Annotated in this window: 13 protein-coding genes; 9 read left to right on the forward strand and 4 right to left on the reverse strand. The window is 71.0% G+C overall.

Annotation, left to right across the window (positions count from 1 at the left end; genetic code table 11):
• Positions 1 to 6: 6 nt before the first annotated feature.
• Positions 7 to 678, forward strand: coding sequence for a DUF1266 domain-containing protein (locus ACTJLD_RS37950; RefSeq protein WP_440661356.1), 672 nt, complete (start codon positions 7 to 9; stop codon positions 676 to 678).
• 60 nt (positions 679 to 738) lie between these two features.
• Positions 739 to 1545 carry a topoisomerase IV gene (locus tag ACTJLD_RS37955; RefSeq protein WP_440661358.1) on the forward strand — a complete coding sequence of 269 codons (807 nt, stop codon included), beginning with the start codon at positions 739 to 741 and terminating at the stop codon, positions 1543 to 1545.
• A 42-nt stretch (positions 1546 to 1587) separates the two neighbouring features.
• Here the strand turns inward: ACTJLD_RS37955 and ACTJLD_RS37960 are convergent, their stop codons facing one another.
• The 3 genes from ACTJLD_RS37960 to ACTJLD_RS37970 form a co-directional block, all read right to left on the reverse strand.
• Positions 1588 to 2517, reverse strand: coding sequence for a phosphatidate cytidylyltransferase (locus tag ACTJLD_RS37960; protein ID WP_027787788.1), 930 nt, complete (start codon positions 2515 to 2517; stop codon positions 1588 to 1590).
• A gap of 37 nt (positions 2518 to 2554) precedes the next feature.
• Positions 2555 to 3187 carry a lysophospholipid acyltransferase family protein gene (locus ACTJLD_RS37965; protein ID WP_059682194.1) on the reverse strand — a complete coding sequence of 211 codons (633 nt, stop codon included), beginning with the start codon at positions 3185 to 3187 and terminating at the stop codon, positions 2555 to 2557.
• A 102-nt stretch (positions 3188 to 3289) separates the two neighbouring features.
• Positions 3290 to 3520, reverse strand: coding sequence for a hypothetical protein (locus ACTJLD_RS37970; RefSeq protein WP_155253126.1), 231 nt, complete (start codon positions 3518 to 3520; stop codon positions 3290 to 3292).
• 134 nt (positions 3521 to 3654) lie between these two features.
• Between ACTJLD_RS37970 and ACTJLD_RS37975 the strand changes: the two genes are divergently transcribed.
• The 4 genes from ACTJLD_RS37975 to ACTJLD_RS37990 all read left to right on the forward strand — a co-directional run bounded on the left by ACTJLD_RS37975 (position 3655) and on the right by ACTJLD_RS37990 (position 7975).
• Positions 3655 to 4260: a CDP-alcohol phosphatidyltransferase family protein gene (locus ACTJLD_RS37975; RefSeq protein WP_027787786.1), complete on the forward strand. Its 606-nt coding sequence runs from the start codon at positions 3655 to 3657 to the stop codon at positions 4258 to 4260.
• A 90-nt stretch (positions 4261 to 4350) separates the two neighbouring features.
• Positions 4351 to 6120 (forward strand): bifunctional alpha/beta hydrolase/class I SAM-dependent methyltransferase, encoded by a 1770-nt coding sequence (locus tag ACTJLD_RS37980; protein ID WP_059682197.1) that lies wholly within the window; start codon positions 4351 to 4353, stop codon positions 6118 to 6120.
• Positions 6117 to 7523 carry a phosphatase PAP2/dual specificity phosphatase family protein gene (locus ACTJLD_RS37985; protein ID WP_440661361.1) on the forward strand — a complete coding sequence of 469 codons (1407 nt, stop codon included), beginning with the start codon at positions 6117 to 6119 and terminating at the stop codon, positions 7521 to 7523. Before ACTJLD_RS37980 ends, ACTJLD_RS37985 begins: the two co-directional genes overlap by 4 nt.
• On the forward strand, positions 7523 to 7975 hold the full coding sequence (locus ACTJLD_RS37990) for a hypothetical protein (RefSeq protein ID WP_059695710.1): 453 nt from the start codon (positions 7523 to 7525) through the stop codon (positions 7973 to 7975). Before ACTJLD_RS37985 ends, ACTJLD_RS37990 begins: the two co-directional genes overlap by 1 nt.
• 85 nt (positions 7976 to 8060) lie before the next feature.
• Here ACTJLD_RS37990 and ACTJLD_RS37995 read toward each other — a convergent pair whose 3' ends face one another.
• Positions 8061 to 9083, reverse strand: a complete 1023-nt coding sequence (locus ACTJLD_RS37995) for a sensor domain-containing diguanylate cyclase (protein WP_244101948.1) — start codon at positions 9081 to 9083, stop codon at positions 8061 to 8063.
• Between the two features lie 481 nt (positions 9084 to 9564).
• On the opposite strand from ACTJLD_RS37995, the gene bcsB reads away from it, so the two are divergent.
• From bcsB to ACTJLD_RS38010, 3 genes are read left to right on the forward strand one after another with little or no spacing between them, the layout of a single operon-like run.
• Positions 9565 to 11889 (forward strand): cellulose biosynthesis cyclic di-GMP-binding regulatory protein BcsB, encoded by a 2325-nt coding sequence (gene bcsB / locus ACTJLD_RS38000; RefSeq protein WP_440661364.1) that lies wholly within the window; start codon positions 9565 to 9567, stop codon positions 11887 to 11889.
• A gap of 3 nt (positions 11890 to 11892) precedes the next feature.
• Positions 11893 to 13116, forward strand: coding sequence for a cellulose synthase complex periplasmic endoglucanase BcsZ (bcsZ, locus tag ACTJLD_RS38005; protein ID WP_440661366.1), 1224 nt, complete (start codon positions 11893 to 11895; stop codon positions 13114 to 13116).
• Complete coding sequence (locus ACTJLD_RS38010) at positions 13101 to 16982, forward strand: cellulose synthase subunit BcsC-related outer membrane protein (RefSeq protein ID WP_440661368.1); 3882 nt, start codon at positions 13101 to 13103, stop codon at positions 16980 to 16982. Before bcsZ ends, ACTJLD_RS38010 begins: the two co-directional genes overlap by 16 nt.

Here is a 16982-nt window from a genome sequence, read left to right on the forward strand (position 1 = left end):
AAGACCATGACATTCAAGCTGATCGTCGCGCTGTTCGTGCTGTGGCGTATCGTGCGCTACCTCCGCCGGCGCGGTGCGCGCCATTCGACCTTGTCCGCCCGCAAGCACTGGGCGCTGCTGCTCGCGCATCCGTACGTGGAGGCGACCGGGTTCTCGGGTTTCGACGATGCGGATACGAGCCACCTGAACGACACGTCGCGCAAGTTCCTGCGCGCGCAGATGCTGCATCAGATGGAGTTGCGCACCGACGCGACGGACGACGATGCGCGTGCGCACCTCGCACGCGTGCTCGAGACGCAATGGTTTCGGGCCGACCTGCATGCGCTGCAGCCGACCGATGACCCGCGTGCCGCACTCGCGTTCGCCTGTGCGCGGATGGCGTTCCTCGCGCGCGTGGCGATGCTGATGGGCTGGACCGAGCCGGACACCGCGTGGCGTGTGCTGTTGCTCAACGCGCAGCGCGCGCAGGATTGTTTCGGCAGCTGGGCGGATTTCGGTAGCGCGTATATCGCGGGCCGCAAGCAGTGGGTGGCCGGGTTTCGCGCCGACCCGTTCGGCAAGGCGTTCGACGACGCCACGCTGCAGCGCTGGCTTGCACCGGGTGACGGTGTGTGGGGGCGGGCGGCATGGCCGGGGCTGGCGGCGTTCGATCCCGAACCGGTCGCGCAACCTCGGTGACGCGTTGATGCCGTCAGCAGCTCATTTCGCATACCGCTTTCCGTTCCTGCCGACGCCGACATGATTTCATCGGTTCATCCCCTGTTGCGACGCCTGGCGCTGTCCGTTGCGTGTGCGGTGCCGGCGTCGGTGCTGCCGGCGACGGCGCAGGCGGTCGAGCCGGTCGCGGCCGACCGCCTGCTGCGCACGTTCCTCCATGACCACTACGGCAACTGGCGCGCGGACCGCAAGGGCTGGCAGTCGGACGCGGGCGATTTCATTTATTCGCCGTGCGGGTCGCTGCGCGTCGCGACCGCCGACGGCCCGCGGTATCTGCTCGCGGTGTGCGGCGAGACCGAGGCCGCCGTGCAGGACGGCATGCCGGGGATGGATTCGGACGGCACGACGGGCGCCATCGACCTGTACGTGCTGAAGCCCGCGGCGGACGGCAAGACGCTCGAGCCGGTGGTGAAGAAGACGGATATCGCGTCCGGCAAGCGCGGCGAGCCGGGTACGGTGCGCATCGAGCGGTACGGCCCGCACCTGTTCGGCTTCACGATCGGCGACGGCGTCACGCTGCAGGGCTATACGATGGCGATGCGATCGATCTGGCTGCCGGTCGGCAACGCGATCGTCGAGGCGGCGCCGCGCATCGACGAAGCGCTCGACAACACGGGGTCGCTCGATTGCGGGAACGCGAAGTCGCATTGCGAGAGCCGCACGTTTTCGATCGTGCCCGACACGACCGGCACCGGCGATGTCTATCCGTTGACGGTCACGGAAACGGGCTCGCGCGGCGACAAGGCGATTCACGCGCGCTACACGGTGACGTTCGACGCGGCACGCGGCCGCTACGTGGTGCCGAAGGCGTTGCGCGCAGGATACTGACCGTTCGCGCGAAGGAACGGGCGGCGCGGTGCCGCCCGCGCGTCACACGTACAGATACCGCACGAGGTGGAAGAACACCGGCGCGGCGAAGCAGATCGAGTCGACGCGATCGAGCATCCCACCGTGGCCCGCGATCATCGAACCCCAGTCCTTGGTGCCGAGCGAGCGCTTGACGGCCGACAGCACGAGGCCGCCGACGAAGCCCGCGATCACGATCGCGAGCGAGATCCCGAACGCGGCGCCGAAACTGAACGGCGTCACGCGATACAGCGACGCGCCGCACAGCGTCGCGAGCAGCCCGCCGCCAACGAACCCCTCGATCGTCTTGGACGGCGACAGCTGCGGCGCGATCTTGCGGCGCCCGAACAGCTTGCCGACGACATACTGCAGCACGTCGCTGATCTGCACGACGAGCAGGAAGAAGAACAGCAGCAGCGCGTTCTGTCCCGTGTAGCGCGGAATGTCGAGGATCAGCACGGCCGGCGCGTGGCTCAGCCCGTACACGCACACCATCAGCGCCCAGTTGATCTTCGCGTTGCGGCTCAGGAATTCGCGCGTGTCCTGCGTGAGCGCCGACACGAGCGACATCGCGAAGAACAGGTGCACGGGCACGAAGATCGAGTACATCCCGTACCAGTTGATCCCGAGCAGCAGGTATTGCACGGGGATCGCGACGAAGAACGCGATGAACAGCGTCGTGTGGTCGCTCGCGGTCGTCGGCGTGAGCGTGATGAATTCGCGCAGCGTCAGGTAGGACAGCACCGCGAACACGAGATACGTGACGTTGTTGCCGAGGCCGATCGCGATGACCATGATCGCGATCATTGCCCACCACGCACGGATGCGCTGGTTCAGGTTGACGATGGTCGCGCTCGTGCCGCCGCTGCGCGCGCCGAGGATCGCGCCGATCACGGTGGCGATGACGAGCACGCCCGTGACGCCCGCGACCAGTTCCCAGAAGAGAGTTCGCATGGGGGATATCCGGAAAAGGGAAAGGAGGGGGCGGTGTTCAGCCGGCCGGCCGCTGCGGCGGCGCGAGCGCGACGACCGCGTCGCGCATGCGGGCGAGGAACGTCGGCTTGTCTTCCTGGGCACCGAGCGCATCGTTCGCGCCGAAGTGCACCTTGCAGATCAGCGGCACCGGCCAGATCGCACCCTTCGGCATGATCCGTTGCAGGTTCTCGAGGTAGACGGGCGCGAGCGCGACGTCCGGAAACTCGGTCGCGAGGTGGAACAGCCCGCTCTTGAACGGTTGCGGCAGGATCTCGGCGCCGCGCGTGCCTTCCGGGAAGATGATGATCGAATGGCCCTGCCGGAGCGCGTCGCGCACGGGGTCGAGCGGATCGCCGCCGGATTCCCGGTGGCGATCGATCAGCACGACGTTCAGCAGCTTCTGCGCGATGTGGCGCTTCGCGTCGCTGCTGTCCCAGTAGTCGCGCGCGGCGACGGGCCGCACGACCGCGCGCACGTCGCGCGGCAGCGCGGCGAGGATCGCGAGCGTGTCGATGTGGCTCGTGTGGTTCGAGAAGTAGATCTTCTGCGTGGGGGACGGCGGCGCCTGATGCCAGACCGGATACGCGCCGGCGACGAGCCGCACGATGGACAGCAGGAAGTCGCGCTGCCAGACGTTGAGAATGTTCATCGGCGTCGCGCCTCCTGCCTGCCTGCATGGCCCGCGGCGCATGCGCGGCGGGCGGAACCCCGGAATGCCGGCGCGGCAGGATGCGCGCCGGACGGCCCTTGTTTAAATTTTTTCAAATTCGTGGCTGCCTGTCGCAGGTCCGCGATAATCGGACGATTCGCCGCCACACGCTGTTGCGTCGCGGCGAATGCGCCGGTCGGCGGCGTGATAATCGGCTGTTGCACGAGTGCCCGTTTGCAGTTCGAATGGATCGTGCTGCGCTCGGGCCAGCGGATTATCGCGAGTTTCCGTCAAAAACGCCAGATTGGCGCCGCGCTTGCGCGCCGGGCGCATGCTTGACGCATCGGAGCCGCTCGGCGACGATTAGGGCCGTCCATGGAAGGCCGTCCAGGGCCGTTTCGCCGCCCGGGGCATGGCGGCGGGAAAGGTGTCCGACTGTGCCGCGCGAATAGAACGAATACGAAACGATGAGCCTCTACGCACTCAAACCCAAATTCCAGAACCGTCTGCGCCCGTTCGCGAACTCGCTCGCCGAGCGCGGCGTCACGGCCAACCAGGTCACGCTGTTCGCGGCCGGCGGCTCGATCGTCGTCGGCGCGCTCGCCGGGCTCGGCGTGTTTGCCCGTGCGCTGTTCCTGCTGATCCCGCTGTGGCTGTTCGTGCGGATGGCGCTCAATGCGATCGACGGGATGCTCGCGCGCGAGCACAACCAGAAAAGCACGCTCGGCGCATATCTCAACGAACTCGGCGACGTCGTGTCCGATGTCGCGCTGGTGCTGCCGTTTCTCGCGATTCCGGCGTTCGCTCCGGCAGACGTCTGGCTGTTCGCGCTGACGGCGGTGATCGTCGAATGCGCGGGGCTGATCGGCCCGCTGGTCGGCGTGAGCCGCCGCTACGACGGCCCGTTCGGCAAGAGCGACCGCGCGCTCGCCCTCGGCGCGTTCGCGCTGTGGATCGGGCTCGGGTTTCCGGTCGGCGGTGTCGCCGCATGGCTGTGGCGGCTGCTGATCGTGCTGTCGATCGTGACCGTGGTCCGGCGCGTGCAGGCCGGCATCGCGGAAAAGGGCGGTTGAAAGGGTAGTCAAGGCAGTCAAAGGCAGTGGCGGTACCGGGCGCCGGAGGGCGGCGCACCAAGATTCGAATAACGAAACGAGAGAAAACGCATGAGCGCACGCCTGGCCCGCGAGGCCGACTTCATCACGCACGACGGCGAAACGCTGTTCTATCGTCACTGGCCCGCAACGGGCCCGCGCTGCCGCGGCGCCATCGTGCTGCTGCATCGCGGCCACGAACATTCGGCGCGCGTCGCGCATCTCGTCGACGAGCTCGACCTGCCGGATTTCGCGTTCTTCGCGTGGGATGCGCGCGGCCACGGCCGCTCGCCCGGCGCACGCGGCTACAGCCCGAGCGCGGCCGCGTCGGTACGCGACCTGCAGACCTTCGTCGAACATATCCGCGACACGCACGGCATCGCGATCGAGGACATGGCCGTGGTCGGCCAGAGCGTCGGCGCGGTGCTCGCGGCCACCTGGGTGCACGACTACGCGCCGCCGATCCGCGCGCTCGTCGTCGCGTCGCCGGCGTTTCACATCAAGCTCTACGTGCCGTTCGCGCGACCGGGCCTGCGGCTGATGCACAAGCTGCGCGGGCTGTTCTACGTGAACAGCTACGTGAAGCCGAAATTCCTCACGCACGATCCCGAGCGGATCGCGAGTTATGCGTCCGATCCGCTGATCACGCGGCCGATCGCGGTCAACATGCTGCTCGACCTGCACGACACCGCGCAGCGGATCGTCGCCGATGCGGCCGCGATCACCGTGCCGACGCAACTGCTGATCTCGGGCGCCGACTGGGTCGTGCATCGCGGCCCGCAAGACCGCTTCTTCGAACGCCTCGGCGCCGCGCGCAAGGAGCGCATCGTGCTGCCGGGCTTCTATCACGACACGCTGGGTGAACGCGATCGCGCGCAGGCGCTCGCGCCGCTGCGCGCATTCGTGCTGCGCGAATTCGATGCGCCGAGCCCGCGCGTGTCGCTCGCCGATGCCGACCGGCGCGGTGCGTTCCACGACGAATACGCGGCGCTCGGCCGGCCGCCCGCGAATGCGTTCGCGCGTGCGTACTGGGCGCTCACGCGAGCCGGCCTGAAGGCCGGCGGCGCGCTGTCGGACGGTATCGCGCTGGGGCTGCGGCTCGGTTTCGATTCGGGCTCGACGCTCGATTACGTGTATCGCAACCGCGCGCAGGGGCGGCTCGGCGTCGGTGCGCTGATCGACCGCACGTATCTCGATTCGCCGGGCTGGGTCGGCATCCGCCAGCGCAAGGTGCATCTGCAGGAGCTGATCGGCGCGGCGATCGGCCGCCTGCGCGGCCACGGCACGCCGGTGCGGATCGTCGACATCGCGGCCGGGCACGGGCGCTACGTGCTCGACGCGATCGCGTCGGCCGCCGAACGCGACGGCGCGGCGCCCGACGACATCACGCTGCGCGACTACAGCCCGCCGAACGTCGAGGCCGGGCGCGTGCTGATCGCGCAGCGCGGCCTCGAGCCGATCGCGCGCTTCGAGCGCGGCGACGCGTTCGACGAGGCGTCGCTCGCGACGCTCGAGCCGCGTCCGACGCTCGCGATCGTGTCGGGCCTCTACGAACTGTTCGGCGAGAACGCGCTGATCGAGCGCTCGCTGCGCGGGCTCGCGCAGGCCGTGCCGCCGGGCGGTTATCTCGTCTATACGGGGCAGCCGTGGCATCCGCAGCTCGAATTCATCGCGCGCGCACTGAACAATCACCGCGGCGAGGCGACCTGGGTGATGCGCCGCCGCTCGCAGGCCGAGATGGACGAACTCGTCGCGCGCGCGGGGTTCCGCAAGCTCGACCAGCGGATCGACGAAATGGGCATTTTCACGGTCAGCCTCGCGCAGCGGGTCGACGCGTCATGAGCGAATTCGGCGGCGACGCGCGCGGCCTGGCGGCGCAGGCGTCGGCGGCCGGCGCACGCGACGCGTCGTTCGCGCTGCGTCTCGGCTGGCTCGCGGTGATGGGCGCCGTGTTCTTCTCGACCTACGGCTTCGCGAACTGGCTCGCCGCGCGCCGTGCGGCGGTGCCGACCTTCGCGTTCGGCTGGGAACACGCGATCCCGTTCGTGCCGTGGACGATCGTGCCGTACTGGTCGATCGACCTGCTGTATGCGCTGTCGTTCTTCTTCTGGACGCGCCGCGCCGACCTGCTCGATCACATGAAACGGCTGTTGACCGTGCAACTGGTATCGGTTGCGTGCTTCATCGCGTGGCCGCTGCGCTTCGGGTTCGAGCGGCCCGACGCGGGCGGCGTGGCCGGTACGCTGTTCACGCTGCTGATGGGGTTCGACAAGCCGTTCAACCAGGCGCCGTCGCTGCACATCGGGCTGCTCGTCGTGCTGTGGGCCGTCTATGCGAAGCACGTGCGCGGTACGCTCGCGCGCGTCGTGCTCCATCTTTGGTTCGCGGCGATCGGCGTGTCGGTGCTGACGACCTACCAGCATCACGCGATCGACGTGCCGACCGGTGCGGCCGTCGGCTGTCTCGCGCTGTTCCTGTTCCCGCTGCGCGATGCCGCGGGCCGGCTGCCGGGCGCCGATGCGTCGCCGGGCGCGGCCGGCCGCGCGCTCGCGCGTCGTTATGCGCTCGGCGCGGCGGCGGTCGCGCTCGTGGCGCTCTGGTGCGTGCCGCGCGCGCCCGGCTGGGCGCTGGCGGCCGGGTGGGTCGCGCTGGCGCTCGCGTGTGTCGCGTGGATCTACCGGCGCGGCGCACCCGGCGCGTTCCAGAAGGATGCGCACGGGCGTTTCCCGGTCGTCATCCGCTGGCTGCTCGCGCCGACGATCGCCGGCGCATTCGTCAATTCGCGGCTGTGGACGTTCCGGCAGCCGGCGCCGGTGCGGATCGACGAACGCGTGTCGCTCGGCCGCACGCCGACCACATCCGACGTGCGCCGCCACGGTTTCACGGCACTGGTCGACCTGACGGCCGAAATGCCGCGCTGGGCGGCGGCCGACGCATCGCTCGCCTATACGAGCGTGCCGCAGCTCGACCTCGTCGCGCCGACGGCCGCGCAACTTGCGCAGGCCGTCGCGGCGCTCGAACGCCTGCACGGGGAAGGGCGCGACGTGCTGGTCTGCTGCGCGCTCGGCTACGGGCGCAGCGTGTTGTGCGCGGCCGCGTGGCTGGCGGCGCGACGCGGGTTCGGCGATGCGCGCGACGCGCTGGCCGCGGTGCGCGCGGTGCGGCCGCATGCGGTGTGGTCGGACGACGGCGTGGCCGTGCTGCAGCACTGGATCGATCACCGCCGCGGCGTGGGAGGTGTGTGATGCGCGACCCGTCCGCGCCATTCAGGATTGCCGCCGCGCGCGGCGCGCTCGATGCAGGCGCGTGGGCGATCGCGGCCGCACTGGCCGCGGCCGGCGCGGGCTGGTGGATCGCATCGGGCTGGGCGCCGGCGACGGTCGCGCGCGTGCTGCTGGCCGTCGTCAGCACCGGGTCGGGGATCGCGGCGCTGTGGGTTGCGGTGCGGATCGAGATCGACCGCCGGCTGTTCGCCGCGCTTGCGCGCGCGGCGGCCGGCGACGCATCGGTCGACGATGCCCTCGCCGCGCTCGACCGCGCGCTCGCCGATCTCGGCTGGATCGACGCGTCGAAGGCCGGACGTGCGCTCGACGCACGCGTGCGCGGCGCGGTCGGGCTGTGCCGCGCAGGTGTGCTCGTCGCGATCGTGCAGTGGCTGGTGGTCGGGCTCGCGATTGCCGTTTCGCAGATCGGCTAGTCAGCGGCCGTGTGAGCTCGCCGCGCGTGGTCGACGCTGTCGTTCCGGCCGCCCGTGCATCGAGGAAGCCGTCTTCGAGTGCGCGTTACGCGTGAGCCGTCCGCTGCGACCGCGTGCGCTTCACCTCATACATCGCCTGGTCCGCATGCTCGATCAGCGCGGTCATGTCGGTGCCGTCGTCGGGCAGCAGCGCGATTCCGACGCTGACGCCGAGCCGCAGCGGGCGCCCCTCGAATTCGAACGGCTCGCTGACCTGGCGCGCGAGCCGCGTGCTTTGCGCATGCGCATCGTCGCGGTTGCCGATGTTCGGCAGGATCACCGCGAATTCGTCGCCGCCGATGCGCGCGACCGTATCCGAGCGCCGCACCGCGCCCTGCATCCGCGTGGCGATCTCGCGCAGCGCCGCGTCGCCCGCGCGGTGGCCGAACCCGTCGTTGATCGGCTTCAGCCCGTCCATGTCGATGTTGAGGATGCCGAGCCGGCCGTTCGCGCGCAGCGTCGTGTGCATCGACTGCCGCAGGCGGTCGTAGAACAGCGCGCGGTTCGGCAGGCCCGTGAGCGCGTCATGCGTCGCGCGCATGTAGAGTTCGTTCGCCTCGTTGCGCGCCGCGTAGAACATCGCGGCGGCGATCAGGTCGGCCGTCAGCCGCAGCGTGCCGGCATCGGCTGGCGAAAAGCCGTCGACTTCCGGCGACATCACCTTCAGCACGCCGACCGTCGTGTCGGCATGGGTGAGCGGCATCACGAGCATCGAGCGCAGGCCGACACGCCGGCATGCGTCGCGATCGACGCGCGGGTCGGTTTCCGAATCGATGCAGTGCAGCAGCTCGCCTTGCTGCACGCACAGGCCGGACAGGCTGCCCGAGCGCCGCAGCCGCAGGCCGAGCATCCCGGCCGCGGTGCCCGACGCGGCGCGGTACACCATGTCGTCACCCTCGGCGAATTCGACCGCGGCGGCGCTCGCACCGGTGAGCTGCGGCACCTGCTCGGCCACATAGGCCATCACGCTGCCGAGGTCGAGGCCGAGCTTCGCGATCTCGGTCTGGGCGGCAATGATGCGCAGCAGGGTATCGGGGGACGGAGTGGCGGTGTCGGCGATTTGATTCAAGTCAGTTTTCCGTGAAAGAAAGCACGTCCGGCGGCACGGGATTGCGGTAGCATACGCGCCGCTTCGCGGCGGCGCGTTTCGGGGCGGTCTGCAACGGACCGCCGCCGGCCGGCCGAACCGCGCCGGCAGTATGCCGTTCGGCCCGTCGGGCGACAACGGCGCAATTCTTACCATTCATCCCTCTCGCGCAGCATTTTCGACTGGATTGAGGTTTTTTTCGCTTCATCGTCGCGAATCGGGGTAAGTTTTGTCCTATTTTTGAGATAGTGTGACGAATGGGCGCGTGCCGGTGCCAGGCGCGCGCGCAGCACGATGACAGGCGATTAAAGAAATCGCCGCATCGTTTCGATAAATGAATCAGGCCAGTTGGATAGATATGAGGGGAAGCAGTGGGATTGTTCACTCACGGGCATAGCTGCTTTGCGCGCATCGGTTCCGATGCAACGAATGACCTGACGATCCTGACGAAACGGAGCGGCGCATGAAGCCGGCCGTGTCGCTGTTCGTCCTGTCGGCCGCCATGGTCGGCGCGTTTCACGCCGCCGCGTTGTCGGCCGCACCGATGCCGGCCGTGCCGGCCGCCGCCGCCGCCGCGGCCTCGGGCGCGATGCCGGCGCCGGTGCTCGCGGCCGCGCCCGCGCCCGCGGCGGCCAGTACGCCGTCGGCCGGCTTGCCGGCGACGACGGTGCACCTGCCGTTCGCGTCGCTCGGTGCGTTCGATCCGCTGCGCCTGCGCGGCGCCGACGACGCGCGCACGATCAACGCAGGCGTGCGGCTCGACCGCGTGGTCACCGGCGCGCGGCTGCGCCTGACCTACGCCTATTCACCGTCGCTGGTCTTCCCGATGTCGCACCTGAAGGTGTCGGTGAACGGCGAGGTGATCGCGACCGTTCCGTTCGACGCCGCGCAGGCGGGCCGGACGGTCACGCAGGAAATCCCGATCGATCCGCGCTACTTCTCGGATTTCAACCAGATCGGCCTGCGCCTGATCGCGCACTACACGCTCGACCATTGCGAGGATCCGTCGAACTCGGCGCTGTGGGCCGACGTGAGCCCGAAGAGCGAGCTGATCCTCGACGAGTCGCCGGTGCGCCTGCCGAACGATCTCGCGCTGCTGCCCGCGCCGTTCTTCGACCGGCGCGACAACGGCCGCGTGCGGTTGCCGTTCGTGCTGCCGGCGTCGCCGGATTCGGCGACGCTGCGCAGCGCGGGCGTGCTCGCGTCGTGGTTCGGCGCGCTGGCCGATTACCGGCATGCGCGGTTCCCGGTGTCGTCCGGGCTGCCGACGGACGACCAGGCGGTGGTGATCGGCACGGCCGCGACGCTGCCGGCCGGCCTCGCGCTGCCGTCGATCAACGGCCCGCTGCTCGCGGTGGCCGACAACCCGGCCGCGCCGGGGCGCAAGCTGCTCGTCGTCACGGGCCGCACGGCGGCCGAGGTCGACGATGCGGTCGCGACGCTCGTGCTGGGCCGCGCGGCGCTGTCGGGGCCGGCGGCGACGGTCGCGCACGTCGATCCCGGCGCGCCGCGCAAGCCGTACGACGCGCCGCGCTGGCTGCCCGTGAACCGGCCGATCGCGTTCCGCGAGCTCGTATCCGATACGCGCCAGCTGGAAGTGCGCGGCACGACGCCCGACGCAATCCGCCTGAACCTGCGCGTGCCGGCCGATCTGCATTCGTGGAACGGCGCGGGCGTGCCGATCACGCTGCGCTACCGCTACACGGCGCCGACCGTGCAGGACAACTCGACGCTCGCCGTCGAGATCAACGAGCAGCTCGTGAAGTCGTACCGGCTCGGGCCGGCCCAAGCCGAGGACGCGCACGGCCGCATGCAGCTGCCGCTGCTGTCGGTGCCCGAAGGGCGCGTGACGAGCGACGTCGACATCCCGGCGTTCCGGGTCGGCAGCGGCAACCAGCTGCAGTTCCGCTTCACGCTCGACTCGCAGAAGACGGGCCTGTGCTCGAGCACGGCGACCGAGCCGCAGCGCGCGGCGATCGATCCCGATTCGACGATCGACTTCTCGCACTTCGTCCATTACGCGCAATTGCCGAACCTCGCGTTCTTCGCGAACAGCGGCTTCCCGTTCACGCGCTTCGCCGACCTGTCGCAGACGGCCGTCGTGATGCCCGACCGGCCGTCGCCGCAGGAGCTCGAGGCCTACCTGACGATGCTCGGCCACATGGGCGAATGGACCGGGTTTCCGGCCCTGCGCGTGCAGGTCGCGCGGCCCGGCGACGTCGCCGCGCTGTCGGGCAGCAAGGACCTGCTCGTGATCGACGGCTCGCCCGCGTCGCCGCTGCTCGCGCACTGGCGCTCGGCGCTGCCGCTCGTGATCGGCGAGCAGGGCAGCGCGGGCGGCGAAGGCACCGCGCGCATCGCGTTCTCGGTGAAGGAGCGCTGGCGCAACGGCGTCGGCCTGGCCGAAGGCGGCGCGCACATCGAGCAGACGGGTTCGCTCGCGGCGCTTGCCGGGTTCGAGCTGCCGGGCAGCCGGGGGCGCAGCGTGGTCGCGCTGACGGCGACCGACCAGCCGCGCCTCGGCGATCTGCTCGACGTGTTCGAGAACGCCGGGCTCGTGTCGCAGCTGCAGGGCGACCTCGCGCTGGTGCGGCCGGGGCAGGTCGACAGCCTGCGCGTCGGCGAGCCTTACGTGGTCGGCTTCGTGCCGTGGTATGCGCGCGTGTGGACGGAAGCGGCGCGGCATCCGGTCGTGCTCGGTGCGGTCGGCGTGGTCGCGGGGCTGCTGCTCGCGCTCGGCGTGTTCAGCGTGCTGCAGAGAATCGCCGCGCGTCGACGGGGGATGTAACGGATGGCGCGGGTTATGGCGAAGCGACGGGCAACGCGGCCGGCGCGGCGCGTCGGCGCGGCACTCGCGCTGGCGGTGGCGATGACGTGCGCGGGAGCCGGCATGGCCTCGCGCGCGCACGCCGCGGGTGCGGCTGACGCGGCCGATGCAGGATGCGGCGCGGCGTGGCCGCGCTGGGACGCGTTCAAGCGCGATTTCATCTCGGCCGACGGCCGCGTGATCGACGTCGGCTCGGCCGATTCACGCACGGTGTCGGAGGGGCAGGCGTATGGACTCTTCTTCGCGCTGGTCGCGAACGACCGGCGCATGTTCGACACGATCCTCGCATGGACCGAGAACAATCTCGCGCAGGGCGACCTGAGCGCGCACCTGCCGGCGTGGCTGTGGGGCCGTGCGCCCGACGGCGCGTGGCGCGTGCTCGACGCGAACGCGGCGTCGGACGCCGACCTGTGGATCGCGTATGCACTCGTCGAGGCCGGACGGCTGTGGCACGAGCGCAGCTACACGGCGCGCGGCGCGCTGCTCGCGAAGCGCGTGCTCGACGACGAGACCGCGACCGTGCCGGGCCTCGGCCTCACGCTGCTGCCGGGGCCGACGGGGTTCAAGCTGGCCGACGGTCAGTGGCGTTTGAACCCGAGCTATTCGCCGCCGCAGGTGATCCGCGCGCTCGGCGCGCGCCTGCCCGACGACCGGCGCTGGGCCGCGCTCGCCGCCAGCACCGGCCGCGTGCTGCTCGACACGGCACCGAAGGGCTTTTCGCCCGACTGGGCGCTGTATCGCGCGGGCACGGGTTTCGGGCCCGATCGCGACACGCATGCGCAGAGCGCGTACAACGCGATCCGCGTGTACCTGTGGGCCGGCATGCTCGACCGCGCCGATCCGCTCGCCGCGCCGCTGCTCGCACGCTTTGCGCCGTTCGCCGACTACATCGCCGCGCATGGCGCGCCGCCGGAGAAGGTCGATACGACGACGGGCGTCGCGGGGCCGAACGACGGCAACGGCGGGTTTTCGGCGGCCGCCGTGCCGTTCCTCGACGCGCGCGGCCAGCGCGCGCTCGCCGATGCGCAGGCGGCGCGTGTCGATACGCTCGCGCGCCAGTCGGCGCCCGGTTACTACACGAGCGTGCTGACGCTGTTCGGGCTCGGCTGGCGCGACGGACGCTACCGGTTCGGCGCGGACGGCACGCTCGACGCCCGCTGGGGAGGCCGCTCGTGCGCCGCCCGCTGAAGCGCGCCGCGCCGCACGTCGCGGGATTCGCGTGGCTCGCGTCGTCGGTGTGCGCGGCGGCGCCGGGCACCACGCCGGGCACGACGATGGCATCTTCCGCGACGCCGGCGGCCGCCGCGTCCGCCGATGCGCAGCGCCAGCTTGAAACCGCGCGGATGTGGGGCGTCAAGCATCGCGACGACCTGGCGCGCGACGCGCTGCGCAAGGGGCTGCTGATCGCGCCGGGCGATCCCGAGCTGCTGGCCGAACAGGTTCGCGTGCTGCTGCGGCTCGGCGACGCGAAAGGCGCGCAGGCCTCGCTCGCGCGCCTGCAGGCACAGTCGCCGAATGCGCCCGCCACGCGGCGGGTCGCCGACGAATATCGCGTCGCGACGAGCGGGCGCGGCGAGATGGCGCAGATCCGTCTGCTCGCGCGCAGCGGCCGTGCCGACGAGGCGGCACGGCGGATCGTCGCGCTGTTTCCGAACGGTGCGCCGGAGGGCGCGCTCGGCGCCGAGTACTACCAGATCGTGTCGAATGCGCCGGGCGGGCGCGAGCCGGCGATCGCCGCGCTGCGCCGCGCGGTCGCGGCCGATCCGCAGGACACGAGCGCGGCGATGGCGCTCGTGCGGCTCCTGAACCAGCGTGCCGACACGCGGCCTGAGGCGAACCGGCTCGCGTGGGCGCTCGCGAAGCGCGCGGACGCCGACCATACGGAGGCGATGGCGCAGTGGCGGCGCGTGCTGCAGTCGGCCGGCAGCGATCCCGCGTACCTCGATGCGCTGCATGCGTACCTCGTGCTCGTGCCGGACGACACCGAATTCGTCGATCGCGCGGCGGCACTGGATCGCCAGCGCGACGCGCAGCGCCGGCTCGAGCGCAATCCCGACTACATCGCGCAGCAGCGCGGCCTGCAGGCGCTCGCGCGCGGCGACCTGGCCGGCGCCGATCCGCTGCTGACGCGCGCCGCGCGCGCACGCGCGGACGACGCCGACGCGGTCGGCGGGCTCGGCCTGCTGCGCCTGCGCGAAGGGCGGCACGACGAGGCGCGCGCGCTGTTCACGCGCGCCGCGACGCTCGCGACCGACCAGCGCGGCAAATGGCAGGGCCTCGCGCGCACCGCGCAGTTCTGGGGGCTGCTCGCGCAAGGCCGCGCGGCGGCGGCTGCGGGACGTCCGCAGGACGCGGAGCGCGCGGCGCGTGCGGCACTCGCGATGCAGCCGGACAGTCCGGACGCGAAGCTGCAGCTTGCCGATGCGTTGCTCGCGCAGCGCGACTGGGCGCGCGCGGAGCCGTTGCTGCGCGAGCTGCTGGCCGCGCGTTCGCCGAGCCTCGCGGCCGTGCGCGATACGGCCACGCTGTATCAGAACACCAGCCGCGCGGACCGGATCGGCCCGCTGCTCGACGCTCTGCAAGGCCGCGTGACGGGCCGCGACGACCGGCACGCGCTCGACGGCCTGCGTGCCGACCTGCTCGCGGACCAGGCGCGCGTGCTGGCGGACAAGGGCGAACGCGGGCCCGCCGCGCAGCGCTACGAGGCGGCCGTGCGCGCGGTGCCCGACGCGCCGTGGACGCGCTTCGCGCTCGCGCGCCTCTATCGCGACATGGGGCTGCCGCAACTCGGCCGCACGGTGATGGACGACGGGCTCGCGCAAGGCGCGACGCCCGAGATGCGCTACGCGACCGCGCTGTATCGCAATTCGCTCGACGACGTGGCGGGCGCGCAGGCCGCGCTCGCGCCGGTCGACGACGCGCACCGTACGGACGGGATGCGCGCGCTTGCGCGCAAGCTCGATGCGCAACGCGCGCTGGCCGACGCACGCGGTGCGCTCGCGCGCGGCGACCGCACGGCGTTCGCCGCGTCGCTCGCGCAGGCCCAGGCGAGCGCGCCGGACGATCCCGACATGCTCGCCGCGATCGGCGCGCAATGGATCGACGCGGGCGAACCGGATCGCGGCCTCGCACCGTTGCACGACTGGATCGCCGCGCACCCGCGTGAAGCCGATACGGACGTGAGGCTGCGCTATGGCGACCTGCTCGGCAGCGCGGGGCGCGACGACGCGCTTGCCGCGTGGCTCGACACGCTGCGCCGGGAACCGTCGCTGACGCCCGCGCAGACGGCGCGGATCGAGGACCAGTCGCTGCGGCTCGTGTTGCGGCAGACCGACGATGCGATCGCACGACAGGACTACGCGCAGGCGCGCAAGCTGCTCGATCGGGCGAGCCCGGCCGGCCGCGCGGACAAGCGTCATGCGCTCGAACGGGCCGATCTCGAACGCGCGCAAGGCCGTTACGACGCGGCGCGCGATGCGCTCGCGCCGGTCGTCGCGCGCACGCCGGACGATGCCGATACGCAGCTCGCGCTGGCACGCATCGACGAGGACAGCGGCAACCGTGCCGCCGCGCTGGCGCGCGTGCAGGCGGTGCTCGCGCGCACGCCGGACGACGACGTCGACACGCAACTGTCGGCCGTGCGCCGCCTGAACGCGCTGCGCCGCGCGGACGAAGCCGCGCAGGTGACCGACCGGCTGCATGCCGCGTATCCGGCGCGCGCCGACGTGACGGTCGCGGCCGGGCGCGTGGCCGAGGCGCAGGGCCGCTATGACGACGCGGCGTCGCTGTACCGGTTGTCGCAGTCGCAGGAGCGTGCGACGGGCGTGAGCCCGGGCCGTGACGGCCTGACGTCCGCGCAGGCCGCGTTCGCGGATCTCGAGCAGCGGCGCAATCCCGAGATCGAGACCGGCTGGACGCCTGCGTACAAGTCGGGCGACGAAGGGATCTCTTCGTATCGCGCGCAGCAGGTGCCGATCTACATGCAGATGCCGGTCCGCTACGACGGGCATGTGTTCGCGCAGATCGACACCGTGCATCTCGACCCGGGCACGCTCGATACGAGCAACCCGAATGCGTATTCGCTCAAGACCTTCGGCACGTTCGCGGCGCTCAGGGCGCAGAACGCGCTGACGCCCGCATCGATCGCGAATCCGCCGGGCTCGCTGCACCAGTCGACGACGGGCGTCGCGCTCGGTGCCGGCTATCTGTCGGACGCATGGCGCGTCGACCTCGGCACGTCGCCGCTCGGTTTTCCCGTGCATTACCTCGTCGGCGGTGTGCGCTATCGCTTCGACGCGGGCCCGGCCAGCTTCTCGGTGAACGCGTCGCGGCGGCCGGAAACGAGCAGCGTGCTGTCGTACGCGGGGATGCGCGACCCGTGGACGGGCGCGGTCTGGGGCGGCGTGCGCCGCGACGGCGTGAACCTGCGCGCGTCGGTCGACGTCGGCCGCACGAACCTGTTCGCGGAACTCGGCGCGGGCGTGCTGTCCGGCCGAAACGTCGAGCGCAACGCAGAAGTCACGCTGCGCACGGGTTTCACGGTGCCCGTGTACGAGCGCGCGACGATGAAGGTCAGCACCGGGCTCGTCGGCAACGCGTGGCACTACGCGCAGAACCTGCGCTACTACACGTACGGGCAGGGCGGTTACTACAGCCCGCAGCGCTATCTGTCGCTCGGCGTGCCGATCGAATGGGCGGGGCGGCACGATGCGCTGTCGTGGGACCTGACCGTCACGGGCGGGATCTCGAACAGCTACGAGAAGGATTCGCTGTATTACCCGACGTTCTCGGACCAGCGGGCCGCGCAGGTGGCGGCCGGGTTCGTGTACGCGGGCAGCTCGACGCGCGGCGTGTCGTTCTCGTACGGCGTCAACGGGATCGTCGAGTATCGCGTGAACCCGCACCTGAGCGTCGGCGCGCAGCTGCACGTCGACCGGTCGCACGACTACGCGCCGAGTTCGGCGCTCGTGTACCTGCGCTATGCGTTCGACGCCCGTGCGCAACGCAGCTGGCTCGTCACGCCGACACCCGTGCGGCTTTATTCGGATTACTAG

Origin of the sequence: Burkholderia sp. 22088 (assembly GCF_052045915.1) — a bacterium.
Taxonomy (GTDB): Bacteria; Pseudomonadota; Gammaproteobacteria; order Burkholderiales; family Burkholderiaceae; genus Burkholderia; species Burkholderia cepacia.

Excerpts from the sequence above, each read along its gene's own strand:
- ACTJLD_RS37950 (WP_440661356.1), top strand. The coding sequence starts at position 7 with ATGACATTCAAGCTGATCGTCGCGCTGTTCGTGCTGTGGCGTATCGTG.
- ACTJLD_RS37955 (WP_440661358.1), top strand. The coding sequence starts at position 739 with ATGATTTCATCGGTTCATCCCCTGTTGCGACGCCTGGCGCTGTCCGTT.
- ACTJLD_RS37960 (WP_027787788.1), bottom strand. The coding sequence starts at position 2,517 with ATGCGAACTCTCTTCTGGGAACTGGTCGCGGGCGTCACGGGCGTGCTC.
- ACTJLD_RS37965 (WP_059682194.1), bottom strand. The coding sequence starts at position 3,187 with ATGAACATTCTCAACGTCTGGCAGCGCGACTTCCTGCTGTCCATCGTG.
- ACTJLD_RS37970 (WP_155253126.1), bottom strand. The coding sequence starts at position 3,520 with ATGCGCCCGGCGCGCAAGCGCGGCGCCAATCTGGCGTTTTTGACGGAA.
- ACTJLD_RS37975 (WP_027787786.1), top strand. The coding sequence starts at position 3,655 with ATGAGCCTCTACGCACTCAAACCCAAATTCCAGAACCGTCTGCGCCCG.
- ACTJLD_RS37980 (WP_059682197.1), top strand. The coding sequence starts at position 4,351 with ATGAGCGCACGCCTGGCCCGCGAGGCCGACTTCATCACGCACGACGGC.
- ACTJLD_RS37985 (WP_440661361.1), top strand. The coding sequence starts at position 6,117 with ATGAGCGAATTCGGCGGCGACGCGCGCGGCCTGGCGGCGCAGGCGTCG.
- ACTJLD_RS37990 (WP_059695710.1), top strand. The coding sequence starts at position 7,523 with ATGCGCGACCCGTCCGCGCCATTCAGGATTGCCGCCGCGCGCGGCGCG.
- bcsB (WP_440661364.1), top strand. The coding sequence starts at position 9,565 with ATGAAGCCGGCCGTGTCGCTGTTCGTCCTGTCGGCCGCCATGGTCGGC.
- bcsZ (WP_440661366.1), top strand. The coding sequence starts at position 11,893 with ATGGCGCGGGTTATGGCGAAGCGACGGGCAACGCGGCCGGCGCGGCGC.